Genomic DNA, 17,405 nt, shown 5'->3' with positions numbered 1-17,405 from the left:
CGCGCCCGGCAAGGCGGTTGAGCGGCCCCAGGCGATACTCGCGGTGATAGACTGCCGCCCATGCCTGACTCCCCGATCTCCTTTATCCCCCACGGCCAGAAGCGCATCCTGATGGGTCTGCTTTGGCTGATGGCCATGCTGGCCCTGACGACACAGGCCCTAGCAGCCACCGCACCTGCCACGCCAACTCAAACCGCCGAACCGGTGCGGGTCGGGGTGCTCGCGACTCGCGGCCTGGATCCCGCTCGCCGGCAGTGGCAGCCGCTGCTGGATTGGCTCACCCAATCCGTGCCGGGCCAGGGCTTCGCGCTGGTGCCGTTGGCGCTCGACGGCTTGGCCGAGGCCGTCGCCGATGAACGGATCGACTTTGTCATCACCAACCCGGGCCAACTGGTCAGCCTGTCGCGCCAATATCCCCTCTCCTGGCTCGCCACCCTCAAGAGCCCGGATGGCGGAGACAACCTGGTCATCGGCGCCGCCCTGGTGGTGCAGGCCGACGCCCCCTACCGCCACTGGCGGGAGCTCAAGGGCGAGACGGTGGCCGCCGTATCAAAAGAGGCCTTCGGTGGTTATCTCGCCTACCGTTTCGAGGCCCATCAGCAGGGTGTGCGGATAGATGACTTCTTTGCGGCGATAGACTTCACCGGATTTCCGCTGGATAGACTGATCTCCCAACTGCAGCGCAAGGCAGTGACTGCCGCCATAGTGCCGGTCTGCCAGTTGGAGCGCATGGTGCGAGAAGGCAAGGTCGCGGAGGGGGCATTTCGGGTGCTGGACCAGCAGGCAACGACGGGCCTTGGCTGCCAGAGCTCGACCCGGCTCTATCCGAACTGGTCCATGGCAAGCACGCAGCGAGTCGCCCCCGAACTCGCGCTGGCGGTCACCCGCGCCCTGTTCGCCCTGCCCCCGGACAGCGCGGCCGCCGTCGCCGCCGACTCGGCGGGCTGGACAGTACCCGCCAGCCCGCTCGCCATCGATCGCTTGCTCAAGGAGCTGGATCGCCACCCCCTGCAGGGCCCCTGGTGGCAGGAGGCCTGGCACTGGTTGCGCCAGCATCGGCAATGGGGCTGGGGGGCGCTGCTGCTGATCGGACTGCTCGCAGGTCACCACCTGCTGCTGCAACACCTGTTCAACCGCAGCCAGCGCCGCTTGAGCCGTGCCCGCCAGCGGATCGACGAGCAGGCCCGTCAGTTCGATGACAAGGTGCGCCAGCTCGAGCAGGCCCAGCACCTGGCTAGGCTCGGCGAGCTCGGTGCCACCATGGCCCACGAAATAAACCAGCCCCTGACCGCTATCGCAGGCTACAGCCAGGGAGCCCTGCTGCGCCTCACGCGGCAAGGGCAGGGCTCGCCGGATCCGGCCCTGAGACAGGCCCTGGAGCAGATTGGCCAGCAGGTAGAGCGCATCAGCCAGACCATAGGGAGGCTGAGATCCCGCTGGCAGAAGCGGCCGCGCCAGCCAGAGCCCACGGATCTGCAGGCCCTGGTCACGCAGCTGATCCCCTTGCTGGAGCAACTGCTGACGTCCCTCGGAGTCTCCCTTCACCTGAGCTGGCAAGGCCAGCCCAGGCTGCTGTTGCTGGACGCTACCGGCATGGAGCAGCTGCTGGTGAACCTGATCCGAAATGGCGCCGAGAGTGCGGCGCAGGCTGGTGCCCAATCAGCGGATGCCGAGCCCAGGGTCGAGCTGCTGATCGCCTTCGAGGAAGAGAGGTTGCGGCTGGAGGTGCGAGACAATGGCCCGGGACTGCCGGAGGCCCAGTGGCAGCAGCCGTTTTACAGCAGCAAGCCGGGTGGCATGGGGCTTGGCCTCGCCATCTGCCGGGATGTCGTGGAGTGCCATCGCGGCCACTTCAGCCTCACCAACGCCAGCCCCCGGGGTTGCCTCGCCCTGGTGCTGATCCCCGCTCCCATGGAGGTGCCCAAGGCCCCTCCCAGCCCGAGGAACTGATATGCCGAGCCCCTCCCAGCTTCCCCTCTATCTGGTCGACGACGACAGGGCCGTGCTCGACGCCCTGCGCTTTATGCTGGAGAGCAGCGATCTGACCCTTGACTGTTTCGACGACGGCGAACGCTTCCTCGCCGAGGTGGACTTGGAGCAACCCGCCTGCCTTATCCTGGATTGCCGCATGCCGGGGCTGTCCGGCCCCGAGCTGCAGCAGAGGCTGAAAGAGGCGCAGAGCCCCATCGCCATACTGTTTCTCACCGGCCACGGGGATGTGCCATTGGCGGTGGAATCCTTGAAACTGGGGGCCATCGACTTCCTGCAAAAACCGGTGCAGCTCGCCCCCTTGCTCGGTGCCATCGAACGGGCCTGGCAGGCGACCCGGGTCGCCGCGACACGCCTTGTGCACCAGCGCGCCTACCGCCGCCTGCCCCCCCGCGAGCACCAACTGTTGCAGCTCATCGCCCAGGGTCACAAGAACCAGCAGATAGCGAGCACGCTCTGCATCTCGGTGCGCACCGTCGAGGTGTGCCGCGCCAGCCTGATGAAGCGGCTCGAGGTGGAGTCCATGGCCGAGCTGATGCTGCTCTATGCGGATGTCACTTCGGCCCCCTGATTGAGACTGGCGGTGGCGGCCAAAAACTGACCATGCAATCAATAGCCGGGCACAAAACGGGATGAGATCACACACTTTTTGCCTCGATGGGGGTAGAGTGCCTGTCTGCCTTAGATCAGGGCCCCGGCCCTGCGCCTTTCAGCTATCGAGGAGTCACTATGGAACTGCTTCTTCTGAGCAATGGTAAAGCCACCGAATTCCCTGGCCTGCTCGGCTGGGCCCGTGAGCGGGTTCAGAGCGTGCTCGCCCGCAAACAGGTCAAGCGCATCCTGCTCATCCCCTATGCGGTGATCCGCAGCGACTGGGATGCCCGCGCCAATGAGCTCACCGAGAGCCTGGGAGTGGAAGCCATCAGCATCCACCACTTCGACGATCCGGTGGCGGCCATCAACCAGGCCGATGCCATCTTCATCAGCGGCGGCAACACCTGGCGCCTGAACCAGCTGCTGCACGAATACAGCCTGATCGTGCCGATCCAGCGCGCCGTGCGCGAGCGTGGCGTGCCCTATGTGGGCTGGAGCGCAGGTTGCAACGTGGCGACCCCGAGCATTCGCACCACCAACGATATGCCGGTGTGCAACGCCGCCGTGCTGCCCGCCCTCGGCCTGTTCCCCCTGCAGATCAACCCCCACTATCTGGATGCCAGCATCAGCGGTCACATGGGGGAGACCCGGGATGAGCGCCTCGCCGAGTTCTGCGCCGTCAACCCAAGCGAGCATGTGGTGGCTCTGCGCGAAGCCAGCCTGTTGCAGATCAGCGGTGAGTCCATCGAGTACTGGAGCGCCCGCGGCCAGGACTTCAAGATCTTCAAACACGGCGAGGCGCCCCAGGAATTTATGGATGCCTCCCCGCTGGCTGGACTAACTCCCTTCGCTCCCAAGATCTGACGCACTGGCGTCGTCAGATGAGATGCATCAATAAAAAGAGGGATGGCTCAGGCCATCCCTCTTTTCTATGCCCTGTTTTCTCCCTCTGCCTGAGCAGGGGCTGAACACTAGGTTCCCGGATAAGGGCGGGCCCTTATTCCAGGATCGCCATCTCCTCCTGCTTGCCGCCCCGCTTGGGGGCCTTGAGCAGCAGCACCAGCGGCACCGCGCACAGGGTCACCCACATCATCAGGCGGAAGTCCTGCAGGTAGGCGAGCAGGCTGGCCTGGCGGGTCACTTCGCCATTGAGCATGGCGAGCCCCTTGGGGGCCATCAGCGCCGCCACCCCCATCCCCTGCTGCAACCCGGTGTTGAAGGGGTTGATGTAGGAGGCGAACACCTCGTGGTTCATCTGGGTGCGCTGGGCCAGATAGGTGATCACGACCGAGATGCCGATGCTGCTGCCGATGTTGCGCACCAGGCTGAACAGCGCCGTTCCCTCGTTGCGAAACCGTGGCGCCAGGGTCGCGAAGGTAACGGTGGAGAGCGGCACGAAGATGAAGCCGAGCCCCAGCCCCTGGATGATACCGGTGCGTACTATGTCCCAACTGCTGATGTCCGTGTTGAACAGGGTCATCTCCCACATGGAGAAGCTGGTGAGCAGCAGCCCCAGCAGGATGAGGATGCGAACATCCACCCGGCCGGACAACCGGCCCACCAGCATCATGGCGAACATGGTACCCACCCCGCGCGGCGCCAGCAGGTAGCCCACGTCGATGACCGGGTAACCCATCAGCCCCTGCATGAAGGGGGGCAGCAATGTCATGGTCGCCAGCAAGATGATGCCGACGATGAAGATGAACACCAGGCCGACGCTGAAGTTGCGATCCTTGAATAGGGCCGGCTCTATGTAGGGGTGCTTGTGGGTGAAGATGTGCACCACGAACAAGTAAAACGCCATCACCATCAAGATGGTCTCGATGACGATCTCGGGGCTCGCGAACCAGTTCTGGGACTCCCCTCTGTCCAGCGCCATCTGCAGCGCCCCTATGCCGAGGCTGAGCAGGGCGAAGCCCAGCAGATCGAAGCGGCGGCTCGCATCTATCCTGGTCTCCTCGATGAAGGCGGCGAGGCCAAACCAGGCCAGCAGGCCGAACGGTAGGTTGATGTAGAACACCCAGCGCCAGTTGTAGTACTCGGTGAGCCAGCCGCCGAGGGATGGCCCCAGGATGGGGCCCACCATGACCCCTATGCCCCAGAGCGCCATGGCGGAACCATGCTTCTCCGGCGGATAGGTGTCTAACAGCACGGCCTGGGAGAGGGGCACCAGGCTGGCGCCGAAGATCCCCTGCAGCAGACGGAACAGCACTATCTGATCCAGGCTCTGGGCCGCCCCGCACAGCATGGAGGCGACGGTGAAACCCGCCACCGACCACATGAAGAGTTTCTTGCGACCTATCCGTGCCGAGACGAAGCCGGTGAGCGGCATGAAGATGGCCGCCGCCACTATGTAGGAGGTGAGCACCCAGGAGATCTGATCCTGGGTGGCGCCCATGGCCCCCTGCATATGGGGCAGGGCGACGTTGGCGATGGTGGTGTCCAGCGCCTGCATGATGGTGGCCAACATCACCGACAGGGTGATGAAGCCACGTCGGGAGCTCTGATCCACCCCCTGATGGCTTTGCGTCGTCATATCAACCTCAGAATGACCAGCCCAGCAGGCTGCGTTTGTGGCCGGTGTCTATCTTGGTGATGGCGCTCAGGCCGGCGCGCAGAGTGGGCCCGGAGGCCATCTCGTCCAGCTTGATGCGCACCGCGACTCGCTGGGCGATCTTGACCCAGTTGCCGGTGGCATTCTGGGCCGGGATCACCGAGAACTCGGAGCCGGTGGCCGGGCTCAGGCTCTCCACCACCCCGTGCCAATGGGCATCCGGGTAGGTATCCAGGCTGATCTCCACCTCCTGCCCCGGCTGCACATGGGTCAGCTCGGTTTCGGTGAAGTTCGCCTCTATCCAGGGGCTGTCGGTCTCCACCAACATCATGGCGGTCATGCCGACGATGCTGTACTGGCCCGGCTTGGGCAGCTGGCTGGCGATGCCGTTGGCGGGGGCGTAGATCTTGGTGCGGGCGAGATCCAGCTTGGCCTTGGCGAGCTCGGCGGCGGCTTCCTGATAGGCGGGCTGCTGCTCCACCGGCAGGTTGACGTCCCCGTTCAGGGAGGCCTCTATCTTCTTGAGCCCCTCCTCCAGCGCCACCTGTTGCTGGGCGGTCTGTATGGTGAGCTGGCGGGCATCGTCATAGTTGGCGGTGGAGGTGAAGTGTTTGGCCACCAGATCCGCCTGACGGTGCTCCTCTTTCAGGGCATAGGCGTGGCGGGTGCGGGCCACGTCGATCTCCGCCTGCTGACCGCGATAGCTGGTCTGCAACGCCACCAGATCGGTGCGCACCTTGGCGAGCTCCGCCTCGGCCTTGGTCACCGCCACCTGGAAGGTCTCGGGATCCAGCTCGAACATCAGCTGACCGGCCTTGACCTGCTCGTTCTCATTCACATAGACCTTGGCCACCCGGCCCAGCACCTCTGTACTGATGGGCACCTTGTCCGCCTTCACATAGGCGTTGTCGGTCTCGACATAACGGCCACCCAGCATGTAGATGGCACCTATGCCGAGCAGGGCCAGGGCCGGTACCACCATCAGCAGAATCAGACGGGTCCGGCGGCGGTTCATCACCGGCGTTTGGGGAGGGGAAGATTCGGCATTCATAGAAACACTCCACATTCAATGCTGATAAAGATGAGATCATTACTTCGAGAGATTGTCGCGCAGGGTCTTGAGGGCGTCGCAGAGGGCGCGGGTGCCCGCCTCCCCCAGCTCACCGATGGCGTGCTGATGCACCACAGCGGAGGCCTGCTTGATCTTCTCGAGATAGGGTTCGGCCCCCTCGGTCAGGAACAGCTGATGGGCACGCCTGTCGTTGGGGTCGTTGCGCCGCTCCACCAGGCCGTTGTCGGCCATCTGATCGAGCTGGCGCGCCAGCGTGATGGGCTGGACGTCCAACCGCTCGGCGAGATCCACCTGGCGTATGCCCTCGCTGCGGGCGATATGGACCAGGACGCGAGCCTGGGCCAGGGTCAGACAACTGCCCTCCAGCTGCTGCTGGAACTGGCGGCGCATCAGGCGCTGCACGTCGCCGATCAGGAATCCCAGGGTATCCGGTTGTTTGTACATGATAGCCAACCTATATAATAAGCTTTACTTATTATATGCAAAATACAGATTTATGCAAACTGGCCTCGGCCGTCGTTTATGGCCATGCTAGGGAACCAGCATCCAATCGGCAGGAGAAATGTCATGAATATCAGGATGGAACGGGACAGCCTCGGGGAGATCGCCGTGCCGGCGGACAGGCTCTGGGGCGCCCAGACCCAGCGCTCATTGCATCACTTCAACATCTCCGGGGAGCGGCAACCCCAGGAGATCATCTATGCCCTCGCCCGCATCAAGTCCGCCTGCGCCCGGGTCAACCACGATCTCGGGCTGCTCGCCGCCCGCAAGGCCCAGGCCATCATGGCGGCGGCGGACGAGATCTTGTGCGGCCAGCACCAGGCCGAGTTCCCGCTGATGGTGTGGCAGACCGGCTCCGGAACCCAGACCAACATGAATCTCAACGAGGTGCTGGCGAACCGGGCGAGCGAGCTGCTCGGCGGCGCCCGGGGGGAGGATCGCCTGATCCACCCCAACGACGAGGTCAACAAGAGCCAGTCCAGCAACGACGTCTTCCCGAGCGCCATGAACCTGGCCGCCGCCACCGCCATCACGGGCCAGCTGCTGCCGGCGCTCATCGCCCTCAAGGAGACCCTGGCGAGCAAGGCCGCCGCCTTCGACGACATCGTCAAGATAGGTCGCACCCACCTGCAGGATGCGACCCCCCTCACCCTGGGCCAAGAGTTCTCCGGCTGGGTCGCCCAGCTCGAACATGGGGAGCGCCACCTGCGCGCCGCCCTGCCCCATCTGTATGAGCTGGCACTCGGTGGCACCGCGGTGGGAACAGGCCTCAACTGCCCCCCCGGCTTCGCCGAGGCGGTGGCCAGGACCCTGGCCGAGCAGACCAGCCTGCCGCTGGTGAGCGCCCCCAACAAGTTCGAGGCGCTGGCGGCGAGCGATGCCCAGGTCCATGCCCACGGCGCCCTCAAGACGCTGGCCGCGTCGCTCATGAAGATCGCCAACGACGTGCGTTGGCTCGCGAGCGGCCCCCGCAGCGGCCTCGGCGAGCTGCTCATCCCCGAGAACGAGCCCGGCTCCTCCATCATGCCGGGCAAGGTCAACCCGACCCAGAGCGAGGCGCTCACCATGCTGTGCGCCCAGGTGATGGGCAACGATGTGGCCATCAACATCGGTGGCGCCAGCGGCAACTTCGAGCTGAACGTGTTCAGACCCATGATGGCCCACAACCTCCTGCAGAGCGTGCGGCTGCTGGCGGACGGCATGAAGAGCTTCAACGAGCACTGCGCCGTCGGCATCAGCCCGAACCGGGATCGCATCGACGAGCTGCTCTCCCGCTCCCTGATGCTGGTAACGGCGCTGAACCCCCACATCGGCTACGACAAGGCGGCCGAAATCGCCAAGCGCGCCCACCATCAGGGCTTGAGCCTGCGGGAGGCGGCCATCGCCTCCGGCCACCTCACGGCTCAGCAGTTCGATGCCTGGGTGGTGCCCGCCGATATGGTGGGCCGCAAGCAATAAGGCATCTATCCACAGAAATAAAAAGGGCGCCATGGCGCCCTTTTTCATTGTAAGGCCGCTATCAAGTCTTGCTCTGGCAGTTGAACATCCAGTGGGTGCCGAACTTGTCCACCAAGGAGCCGAAGTAGTCGCCCCAGAACATCTCCTGCAGCGCCATCTCCACCTTGCCTCCCGCCCCCAGGGCCGCGAACAGCCGGTCGGTCTCGCTCCGACTGTCCGGCTCCAGGTTGAGGTAGCTGTTGTTGCCCTGCACCAGGGTGAAGCCCATGCTGGCGGGGGCATCCGTCCCCATCAGCACGTGGCCGCCGAGGATGGTGAGCTCCACGTGCATCACCAGTTCCCCGTCCACCGGGGAAATCGGATCCTGACCCGGACAGCCGGGGGAGTCCTTGAAGCGATGGATGGGGCCGTTGAAGTCGCCGCCAAACACCTCCCGGTAGAACAGGAAGGCGGCTTCCGTCTCCCGGGCAAAATTGAGGTAGGTACTGACCCGTGCCATGGCTTTCTCCTTGTCATCGATGGCTGGCCCCTTGGCCAGCTATCAGCATAGAAGAGCCGGGCTTCACCAGGACACGGCCTGACAAGACCATACGAAACCCACAAGAGGCGGTTGTACTCGCCCCCTCAGAGCGCACAGCGGCCCCTCCACAAAAAAGAGCCACCCACAATGCGATGGGTTGCACCCCGCACCGTAGATAAGGTGTATTTCCCAAACCACTAATATCTCTATGAAAACTAATAAGGCACCGCACTTAGGTCGCACTCTCGAGCGTCAATAGACAGGGATAAATTCAGCAATGTAGCCAGTACATTAAAATTTCTTACTTGAAGGTTGCACCTGGTTGCACCATCATCGTCAAAATTTAACCGTCCGGTAATATTGTTACCTTCTAGACACAGGAAGTCCCATGGCCACCACCACCCTTGGCGTTAAACTCGACGAAGCGACCCGCGACCGGCTCAAACAGGCCGCCCAGACCCTGGATCGCACCCCCCACTGGCTGATCAAGCAGGCGATCTTCACCTACCTGGAGCAGCTGGATCGCGGCCTGACCCCGCCAGAGCAGTCCGGTCTGGCCGCCGCCGCAGGGGAAGAGCCGCTGGAAACCCTGACCGAGCAGGGCATCCAGGTCTTCCTCGAGTTTGCCGAGAGCATCTTGCCGCAGTCCGTGCTGCGCGCCGCCATCACCTCCGCCTACCGCCGTCCCGAGACCGAGGCCGTGCCCATGCTGCTGGAGCAGGCGCGCCTGCCCAAAGACAAGGCCGAGGCGACCCAGAAGCTCGCCATGAGCATCGCCGAGAAGCTGCGCAACCAGAAGGGTGCCAGTGGCCGCCAGGGCCTGGTGCAGGGGCTGCTGCAGGAGTTCTCCCTCTCCTCCCAGGAAGGGGTGGCCCTGATGTGTCTGGCGGAGGCGCTGCTGCGCATCCCGGACAAGGCGACCCGCGATGCCCTCATCCGCGACAAGATAAGCGGCGGCAACTGGAGCCAGCATCTGGGCAACAGCACCTCCCTGTTCGTCAACGCCGCCTCCTGGGGCCTGCTCATCACCGGCAAGCTGGTGGCCACCCATAACGAGGCGGGTCTGAATACCTCCCTCAAGGGGCTGATCGGCAAGGGCGGCGAGCCGCTGATCCGCAAGGGCGTCGACATGGCCATGCGGCTGATGGGCGAGCAGTTCGTCACCGGCGAGACCATCGCCGAGGCGCTGGCGAACGCCGGCGCCATGGAGACCAAAGGCTTCCGTTACTCCTACGACATGCTGGGGGAAGCGGCCCTGACCGAGGAGGACGCCAAGCGCTATCTGGCCTCCTACGAGCAGGCCATCCACGCCATCGGCAAGGCCTCCCACGGCCGCGGCATCTACGAGGGCCCGGGCATCTCCATCAAGCTCTCCGCCCTGCACCCGCGCTACAGCCGCGCCCAGTACGATCGGGTGATGGAGGAGCTCTACCCCACATTGCTCTCCCTGACCCAGCTCGCCAAGCAGTACGACATCGGCATCAACATCGACGCCGAAGAGGCCGATCGCCTGGAGATCTCGCTCGACCTATTGGAAAAGCTCTGCTTCGACCCGTCCCTCGCCGACTGGAACGGCATCGGCTTCGTCATCCAGGCCTATCAGAAGCGCTGCCCCTATGCCATCGACTACGTCATCGATCTCGCCAAGCGCAGCCGTCACCGCCTGATGATCCGGCTGGTGAAGGGCGCCTACTGGGACAGCGAGATCAAGCGCGCCCAACAGGATGGCCTGGAAGGCTACCCCGTCTATACCCGCAAGCCCTATACCGATCTCTCCTATCTGGCCTGCGCCCGCAAGCTGCTGGCGGTGCCGGAAGCCATCTACCCGCAGTTCGCAACCCACAACGCCCACTCCCTGTCGGCCATCTATCAGCTCGCCGGCCAGAACTACTACCCGGGCCAGTACGAGTTCCAGTGCCTGCACGGCATGGGTGAGCCGTTGTACGAACAGGTGGTCGGCAAGGTCGCCGACGGCAAGCTGGGCCGCCCCTGCCGCATCTATGCGCCGGTCGGCAGCCACGAGACCCTGCTCGCCTACCTGGTGCGCCGCCTGCTGGAGAACGGGGCCAACACCTCCTTCGTCAACCGCATCGCGGACAACAACATCTCCCTGGCGGATCTGGTGCAGGATCCGGTGCAGCAGATCGAACAGATGGCTGCCCGTGAAGGCACCCTGGGCCTGCCGCACCCGCGTATCCCCCTGCCCCGGGATCTGTACGGCGATGCCCGTCCGAACTCCGAAGGGCTGGATCTCGCCAACGAACACCGTTTGGGGTCCCTCTCCGCCGCCCTGCTCGCCAGCACCAATACCCGCTATCAGGCGCTGCCCATGCTGGGCACGGATATATCTGCACCGATCGAGTTCCAGAACCTGGTCAACCCGGCGGATCACCGCGACCTGGTCGGTCAGGTGAGCGAAGCCAGCCCTGAGCTGGTCGACAGCGCGCTGACCTGTGCCCTCGCCAGCGGCCAGATCTGGCAGTCCACCCCGCCGGCCGAGCGTGCCGCCGTGCTGGAGCGCGCCGCCGATCTGATGGAATCCGAGCTGCAGCCCCTGATGGGCCTGCTGGTGCGCGAGTCCGGCAAGACCTTCAGCAACGCCATCGCCGAGGTGCGCGAGGCGGTGGACTTCCTGCGCTACTACGCCGCCCAGGCGCGCAACCACTTCGCCAACGACAGCCACAGGCCGCTCGGCCCCGTGGTCTGCATCAGCCCCTGGAACTTCCCGCTCGCCATCTTCAGCGGTCAGGTGTGCGCGGCCCTCGCCGCCGGCAATACGGTGCTGGCGAAACCCGCCGAGCAGACCCCCCTCATCGCAGCGCAGGCGGTGCGCATCCTGCTGGAAGCCGGCGTGCCGGCCGGCGCGGTGCAACTGCTGCCAGGCCGCGGTGAAACCGTGGGCGCGGCGCTGATTGCCGACGAGCGGGTGCGCGGCGTCATGTTCACCGGTTCCACCGAGGTGGCGGGCATCATCTCCCGCAACCTGGCCGGTCGCCTCGATGCCCAGGGTCGCACTATCCCCCTCATCGCCGAGACCGGCGGTCAGAACGCCATGATCGTCGACTCCTCCGCCCTGACCGAACAGGTGGTGATGGACGTCATCTCCTCCGCGTTCGACAGCGCCGGCCAGCGCTGCTCCGCCCTGCGGGTGCTGTGCGTGCAGGACGACGTGGCGGATCGGGTGATCCGCATGCTCAAAGGGGCCATGGCCGAGTACAAGGTCGGGAGCCCCGAGCACCTCTCCACCGACATAGGTCCGGTGATCGACGCCGAGGCCAAGGCCAATATCGAGCAGCACATCAAGGCCATGACCAACAAGGGTCGCAAGGTGCATCAGATCGCTCGCGCCCAGGGTGCCGATTACAGCCGCGGCACCTTCGTGCTACCGACACTTATCGAGCTCGACAGTCTGGATGAGCTCGGCCGCGAGGTGTTCGGCCCCGTGCTGCACTTGGTGCGCTACCCGCGCGCCAGGCTCGGCGAGCTGCTGACTCAGATCAACGACAGCGGCTACGGCCTGACCCTGGGTGTGCACACCCGGATCGACGAGACCATAGCCCAGGTGGTCAACACCGCCAAGGTCGGCAACCTCTACGTGAACCGCAACATCGTCGGGGCCGTGGTCGGGGTGCAACCCTTCGGTGGTGAGGGCCTCTCCGGCACCGGTCCCAAGGCGGGTGGCCCGCTCTACATGTACCGCCTGCTGGCGACCCGCCCGCAGGATGCGGTGGCCAGCCAGCTGCGCCAGGAATCCGGTGCAACCCAGCGCGGCGAGGCGAGTAAGCCGGCCCTGCAGGCGCTACGCAACTGGGCAGCCAAGCAGGAGAAGGCCCTGGTAGCCCTATGCGACCAGTATGCCGAGCTGGCCCAGAGTGGCCTGACCCAGGTGCTGGTCGGTCCCACAGGTGAGCGCAACACCTACAGCCTGCTGCCCAGGGAGCGGGTACTCTGTCTGGCCGAGGATAAGGCAGATCTGCTGGCCCAGCTGGCGGCCTGTCTCGCGGTCGGAACAGAGGTGCTGTGGCAGGACAATGCCCAGAACCGTACCCTGCAATCCAGCCTGCCGGCCGAGGTGCGGGGCCGCATCCAGCTGGTAGCGGACTGGGCCAACGGCGACACCGCTTTCGATGCCCTGCTACACCACGGTGACTCGGATCAGCTGAGCGAGGTGGGCAAGCTCGCCGCCGCCCGCGCCGGCGCCATCGTCGGGGTGCACGGCCTGCACCGTGGCGAGACCGACATCCCGCTGGAGCGCCTGCTGATCGAGCACGCCCTCTCGGTCAACACAGCCGCCGCCGGTGGCAACGCCAGCCTGATGACTATCGGCTAAGTGCTGCACAGTACTAGATACTCAAGCCCCGCCGATGCGGGGCTTTTTATATCCGCACCACAAACACCAGAGCATAAAAAAGGCCACCCCGATAAGGGCGGCCTTTTTGTTTCTCCTTCCCCCTCGCGGGAGAAGGGCTGGGAATGAGGGGAGTTAAACGTACTCCATAAACACACGAGACGTCAGCTTGGTGATCAGCTCATAGGGAATGGTCCCAATCTCCTCTGCCACTCTTTCCACTGGCAAACCTTCACCCCAGAGCACGGCCTCGTCACCGGCCTTGTCGGTGGCACCCGGGCCGAGATCCACAGTCGTCATGTCCATGGAGACGCGGCCCACCAGGGGCACTATGCGGCCGTTGACCAACACTGAGGTACCGTTGGGCGCCATGCGTGGGTAGCCGTCGCCGTAGCCGATGGCGATGACCCCGAGCCGGGTATCGCGCTCCGACACCCAGTTCGCGCCATAACCCACCGGCTCGCCCGCCTTGTGATCCCGCACCGCAATCAGCTGGGTCTTGAGGGTCATCACGGGTTTCAGGTCGTAATCCGCCGCCACGGTCCCCGGGAAGGGGGAGACGCCATACAGGATCACACCGGGGCGCACCCAGTCGCAGTGGGAATCCGGCCAGGCCAGGATGCCCGCCGAGTTCGCCATGGCCCGCTCACCCTTGAGGGGGGCGGTCAAGCGGCTGAACAGGTCTATCTGCTCACGGGTAGTCGGTTGCTCCAACTCATCGGAGCGACTGAAGTGGGTCATGATGTTGAACGGCTGCACCACGTTCTTGCACTTGCCGAGGCGCTCGATGAAGGCGGGCATCTCGTCGGCCCGCACCCCGAGCCGGTGCATGCCGGTGTCGAGCTTGAGCCAGGCCACCACGGGGGCCGGCAGCTCGGCCTGCTCCAGGGCCTCGAGCTGCTCCCAGGTGTGCACGGCGGTCTGCAGGTTGTTGGCCGCCAGCACCGGCAGATCTGCGCTGGAGAAGAAGCCCTCCAGCAGCACTATGGGTTTGACTACGGCACAGGAGCGCAGCATCAGCGCCTCCTCGATGCGGGCCACAGCATAGGCATCCGCATCCACCAGAGTGCGGGCGACCGGCAGCAGGCCATGGCCATAGGCGTTGGCCTTGACCACGGCGATGATCTTGCAGGAGGGGGCGTGGCGTTTGACCACGGCGAGGTTGTGGCGCAGGGCCGTTGTATCGATTTGGGCAATAGCCGCTTTCATCTGTTTTCCCTTACGAGGGCATATGGCGCACGGCGCCAGGCACAGAGGTGCCAGCCCTTAATAGTCATCGTCTAAGGCCGGACCGGCAGAATTGTCGAACCGGGAAAACTGTGTCTTGTCATCTAGGAGCAGTTCGCTCCCGGTTAATAATCGTCGTCAAAGGCCGGGCCGGCGTAGTTGTCGAACCGGGAGAACTGCCCCTGGAAGGTGAGGCGCACCCGACCTATGGGGCCGTTACGCTGCTTGCCGATAGTCATCCCAGCAATTCCCTTGTCAGGGCAGTCAGATACTCAATAGTCATCGTCAAAGGCCGGGCCGGCGTAGTTGTCGAACCGGGAGAACTGCCCCTGGAAGGTGAGACGCACCCGACCTATGGGGCCGTTACGCTGCTTGCCGATGATGATCTCGGCGATCCCCTTGTCGGGGCTGTCGTCGTGATACACCTCGTCGCGGTAGATGAACATGATCAAGTCCGCATCCTGCTCGATGGAGCCGGATTCACGAAGATCCGAGTTGACCGGGCGCTTGTCGGCCCGCTGTTCCAGGCTTCGGTTCAGCTGGGAGAGCGCCACCACGGGGCACTGCAGCTCCTTTGCCAGGGCCTTGAGGGAGCGGGAGATTTCACCGATCTCCAGGGTTCTGTTGTCGGACAGCGCCGGTACCCGCATCAGCTGCAGGTAGTCGATCATGATCATGGACAGGCCCCCGTGCTCACGGGCGATGCGCCGGGCGCGGGAGCGCACGTCTGTCGGGGTCAGGCCGGAGGCGTCGTCTATGTACATCTTGCCCTTCTCGAGCAGGAGCCCCATGGTGGAGGAGAGGCGCGCCCAATCCTCGTCGTCGAGCTGGCCGGTCCGCACCTTGGTCTGATCGATGCGCCCGACCGAGGCGAGCATACGCATGATGATCTGCTCCGAGGGCATCTCGAGGGAGAAGATCAGCACAGGCTTGTCGGCGGTGAGCGCCGCGTGCTCGCACAGGTTCATGGCAAAGGTCGTCTTGCCCATGGAGGGACGGGCCGCCACGATAATCAAGTCAGAGCGCTGCAGGCCGGCTGTCATCTTGTCCAGATCCCCGTAACCGCTGGAGACCCCGGTCACCCCGTTGTGGGGAGTCTTGAACAGCTCCTCAATCTTGTCGACCGTCTGCTCCAGGATGAGGTTCAGGGGCTGGGGGCCCTCGTTGGCGCTGGAGCGCTGCTCGGCAATCTGGAACACCTTGCTCTCGGCGAGATCCAGCAGATCCCCCGAGGTGCGCCCCTGGGGCTCGTAGCCCGCCTCGACGATCTCGTTGGCGACCGAGATCATCTCCCGCACCACGGCCCGCTCCCGCACTATCTCGGCGTAGGCGTTGATGTTGGCGGCGCTCGGGGTGTTCTTGGCGATCTCCACCAGGTAGGCAAAGCCACCGGACTCCTCCAGCTGCTCGGAGCGTTCCAGCTCCTCCTGCAGGGTGATGAGATCGATGGGGTTGCCCGCGTTGGAGAGACGGGTCATGGCCTGGAAGATGAGGCGGTGGGGACGGCTGTAGAAATCCTTGTCGATCACCCGCTCGGCCACCCGATCCCAGGCCTCGTTGTCCAGCATCAGGCCGCCCAGTACGGACTGTTCGGCCTCAAAGGAGTGGGGGGGAACTTTCAGCTGTTGTGTCTTGGCGTCTTTTTTCGCCGTCACTTGCTCTGCCATACACATAAAAACCGCAGCGGGAAGGGGACGGGAATTTTACAAAAGAAACCCCGCCATCGCGAGCGCTAATGCGCGCCATTCAAAGAGCCCGGCTATCTTTCCCCTCCTCCGGGTCAAGCCATAGCGGATTATCATCACCCGTCGGGATGACCAATCGGGTTATCCCGTCACCGTCACAACACGATAAAGGGCCACACCAGGGTCTGATCCTGTCCCTTGGCTCTCGCCTTGTTGCGCAGTCTGCGTTCTTTACGGCTCGGTCGTCTGTTTTTCATCCAGCTTCTCCTGTTGCCGTTCCGAGGGGGACAATTCGTTCATGAATAATTCATGCCAAACGTGTTAATCATAGTCGCAAGCTGCAACACAAAAAGGGACAGGCAGCCTGCCATGCGCCTCGCTGAGCTTGCACAAGCAGAGCATGCCCCCATCCACATGAGAGTGAAAAGAGTCAAAATGAAAAAGATGCTGACCCTGTTTGCCGTGATCCTGGCCATTGGCCTCGGGGCACCCATCGCCGAAGCCAAGAAATTTGGCGGCGGCAAATCCTTTGGCAAGAGCTACAAGACGGCGCCGGCACAACCGGCTCCAGCCGCAGCACCAGTGAACGGCAAGAACCCGACCCTAGCCGCGGCCCCCAAGAAGAGCGGCATGATGGGTGGCCTGTTGGGTGGTCTGCTGGCCGGCGGCCTGTTCGCCTACCTGCTGGGCAGCGGTGCCTTCGAAGGCCTGCAAGGCATGGACATGCTGCTGATCGCCCTGTTGGCCCTGGGTGGCGTCTTCCTGTTCCGCGCCCTGCGCAAGAGCAAGGCGGCGACGGCCCAGCCACAGGCCGCCTATGCTGGCTACCAGCCTCCCCAGGCCCCGCAGCAGTTTGAGCAGAGCCACAGCGCCCCGCAAGCGACCGGCTTCGCCGACAGCGACGTGCCCTTCCGTCTGCCCCCAGGCTTTGACATGAACGGCTTCCTGTCCGGCGCCCGCGATCACTATCGCACCCTGCAAGAGGCGTGGAACAAGAACGATCTGGAGAAGGTACGTGAGTACGTGAGCCCGGAACTGTTCGAGAACCTCAAGGCCGAGCGTGCCGAACTGACCGGTGAGCAGCATACCGAAGTGATGTATGTGGACACCCAGCTGGTGCGTGCCGACTACGGTAGCGACTGGGCCCAGGTCAGCGTGCGCTTCAGCGGCCGCTACATGGACCGCCAGGAGAACGTCGAGGAGGACATCAAGGAGGTGTGGCACCTCGAGCGTGACCTCGCCAAGGACAATGCCCCCTGGCACATCGTCGGGATCGAGCAGCTGTAAGGCTCTCCCTTCAGGAAATATAAAAGGCGACCTCAGGGTCGCCTTTTTACTGCTTGTCCATCCATGGGATCATGTCGCCCACATCGGCCAATTAACCATGGTTCGTCCACGCAGATGGGCTTCACACTATTCGCTGGACCAAAAAAACCGGGGCCAAGGCCCCGGTTTTG

Annotated in this window: 11 protein-coding genes and 1 pseudogene; 6 read left to right on the top strand and 6 right to left on the bottom strand. The window is 64.1% G+C overall.

The features are described from left to right. The first annotated feature begins 60 nt into the window (after positions 1 to 60). The 3 genes from ACT5M9_RS16495 to pepE all read left to right on the top strand — a co-directional run bounded on the left by ACT5M9_RS16495 (position 61) and on the right by pepE (position 3,447). Positions 61 to 1,950 carry a sensor histidine kinase gene (locus ACT5M9_RS16495; RefSeq protein WP_457980351.1) on the top strand — a complete coding sequence of 630 codons (1,890 nt, stop codon included), beginning with the start codon at positions 61 to 63 and terminating at the stop codon, positions 1,948 to 1,950. Position 1,951: 1 nt separating this feature from the next. Then, complete coding sequence (locus tag ACT5M9_RS16490) at positions 1,952 to 2,560, top strand: response regulator transcription factor (protein WP_457980353.1); 609 nt, start codon at positions 1,952 to 1,954, stop codon at positions 2,558 to 2,560. Positions 2,561 to 2,718: 158 nt separating this feature from the next. Next, positions 2,719 to 3,447: a dipeptidase PepE gene (gene pepE, locus ACT5M9_RS16485; protein WP_457980355.1), complete on the top strand. Its 729-nt coding sequence runs from the start codon at positions 2,719 to 2,721 to the stop codon at positions 3,445 to 3,447. 133 nt (positions 3,448 to 3,580) lie between these two features. On the opposite strand, the gene ACT5M9_RS16480 is transcribed toward pepE, so the two are convergent. Genes ACT5M9_RS16480 through ACT5M9_RS16470 form a run of 3 tightly spaced genes read right to left on the bottom strand, consistent with a single transcriptional unit; the run spans position 3,581 to position 6,653 of the window. Continuing rightward, positions 3,581 to 5,119, bottom strand: coding sequence for a DHA2 family efflux MFS transporter permease subunit (locus tag ACT5M9_RS16480; RefSeq protein ID WP_457980357.1), 1,539 nt, complete (start codon positions 5,117 to 5,119; stop codon positions 3,581 to 3,583). Positions 5,120 to 5,126: 7 nt separating this feature from the next. Continuing rightward, on the bottom strand, positions 5,127 to 6,188 hold the full coding sequence (locus tag ACT5M9_RS16475; protein ID WP_457980358.1) for an HlyD family secretion protein: 1,062 nt from the start codon (positions 6,186 to 6,188) through the stop codon (positions 5,127 to 5,129). Positions 6,189 to 6,227: 39 nt separating this feature from the next. Further along, entirely contained in the window at positions 6,228 to 6,653 is a 426-nt protein-coding gene (locus ACT5M9_RS16470; RefSeq protein WP_457980360.1) for a MarR family winged helix-turn-helix transcriptional regulator, read from the bottom strand. A 123-nt stretch (positions 6,654 to 6,776) separates the two neighbouring features. Here ACT5M9_RS16470 and fumC point away from each other — a divergent pair, with 123 nt between their 5' ends. Further along, positions 6,777 to 8,168 (top strand): class II fumarate hydratase, encoded by a 1,392-nt coding sequence (gene fumC / locus ACT5M9_RS16465; protein ID WP_457980362.1) that lies wholly within the window; start codon positions 6,777 to 6,779, stop codon positions 8,166 to 8,168. A gap of 61 nt (positions 8,169 to 8,229) precedes the next feature. Here the strand turns inward: fumC and ACT5M9_RS16460 are convergent, their stop codons facing one another. Beyond that, positions 8,230 to 8,667: a VOC family protein gene (locus ACT5M9_RS16460; RefSeq protein WP_457980363.1), complete on the bottom strand. Its 438-nt coding sequence runs from the start codon at positions 8,665 to 8,667 to the stop codon at positions 8,230 to 8,232. Between the two features lie 409 nt (positions 8,668 to 9,076). Between ACT5M9_RS16460 and putA the strand changes: the two genes are divergently transcribed. Then, on the top strand, positions 9,077 to 13,018 hold the full coding sequence (gene putA / locus ACT5M9_RS16455) for a trifunctional transcriptional regulator/proline dehydrogenase/L-glutamate gamma-semialdehyde dehydrogenase (RefSeq protein ID WP_457980364.1): 3,942 nt from the start codon (positions 9,077 to 9,079) through the stop codon (positions 13,016 to 13,018). Between the two features lie 153 nt (positions 13,019 to 13,171). On the opposite strand, the gene alr is transcribed toward putA, so the two are convergent. Continuing rightward, the gene (gene alr / locus ACT5M9_RS16450) at positions 13,172 to 14,245 is read right to left on the bottom strand and encodes an alanine racemase (protein ID WP_457980366.1); all 1,074 of its coding nucleotides are present in this window, start codon (positions 14,243 to 14,245) and stop codon (positions 13,172 to 13,174) included. 143 nt (positions 14,246 to 14,388) lie between these two features. Beyond that, positions 14,389 to 15,930: pseudogene (gene dnaB, locus ACT5M9_RS16445) on the bottom strand (replicative DNA helicase). Between the two features lie 453 nt (positions 15,931 to 16,383). Here dnaB and ACT5M9_RS16440 point away from each other — a divergent pair. Then, complete coding sequence (locus ACT5M9_RS16440) at positions 16,384 to 17,235, top strand: Tim44 domain-containing protein (protein WP_457980368.1); 852 nt, start codon at positions 16,384 to 16,386, stop codon at positions 17,233 to 17,235. The last annotated feature ends 170 nt before the right edge of the window (positions 17,236 to 17,405 follow it).

It is taken from the genome of Aeromonas sp. AE23HZ002T15 (genome assembly GCF_054165525.2).
The sequence above is the reverse complement of the archived record's forward strand: the minus strand, read 5'-3'. Positions and strand labels throughout refer to the sequence as shown.

Bases quoted from the DNA above. Each gene is read 5' to 3' on its own strand.
- ACT5M9_RS16495 (WP_457980351.1), top strand. From the start codon at position 61: ATGCCTGACTCCCCGATCTCCTTTATCCCCCACGGCCAGAAGCGCATC.
- ACT5M9_RS16490 (WP_457980353.1), top strand. From the start codon at position 1,952: ATGCCGAGCCCCTCCCAGCTTCCCCTCTATCTGGTCGACGACGACAGG.
- pepE (WP_457980355.1), top strand. From the start codon at position 2,719: ATGGAACTGCTTCTTCTGAGCAATGGTAAAGCCACCGAATTCCCTGGC.
- ACT5M9_RS16480 (WP_457980357.1), bottom strand. From the start codon at position 5,119: ATGACGACGCAAAGCCATCAGGGGGTGGATCAGAGCTCCCGACGTGGC.
- ACT5M9_RS16475 (WP_457980358.1), bottom strand. From the start codon at position 6,188: ATGAATGCCGAATCTTCCCCTCCCCAAACGCCGGTGATGAACCGCCGC.
- ACT5M9_RS16470 (WP_457980360.1), bottom strand. From the start codon at position 6,653: ATGTACAAACAACCGGATACCCTGGGATTCCTGATCGGCGACGTGCAG.
- fumC (WP_457980362.1), top strand. From the start codon at position 6,777: ATGAATATCAGGATGGAACGGGACAGCCTCGGGGAGATCGCCGTGCCG.
- ACT5M9_RS16460 (WP_457980363.1), bottom strand. From the start codon at position 8,667: ATGGCACGGGTCAGTACCTACCTCAATTTTGCCCGGGAGACGGAAGCC.
- putA (WP_457980364.1), top strand. From the start codon at position 9,077: ATGGCCACCACCACCCTTGGCGTTAAACTCGACGAAGCGACCCGCGAC.
- alr (WP_457980366.1), bottom strand. From the start codon at position 14,245: ATGAAAGCGGCTATTGCCCAAATCGATACAACGGCCCTGCGCCACAAC.
- ACT5M9_RS16440 (WP_457980368.1), top strand. From the start codon at position 16,384: ATGAAAAAGATGCTGACCCTGTTTGCCGTGATCCTGGCCATTGGCCTC.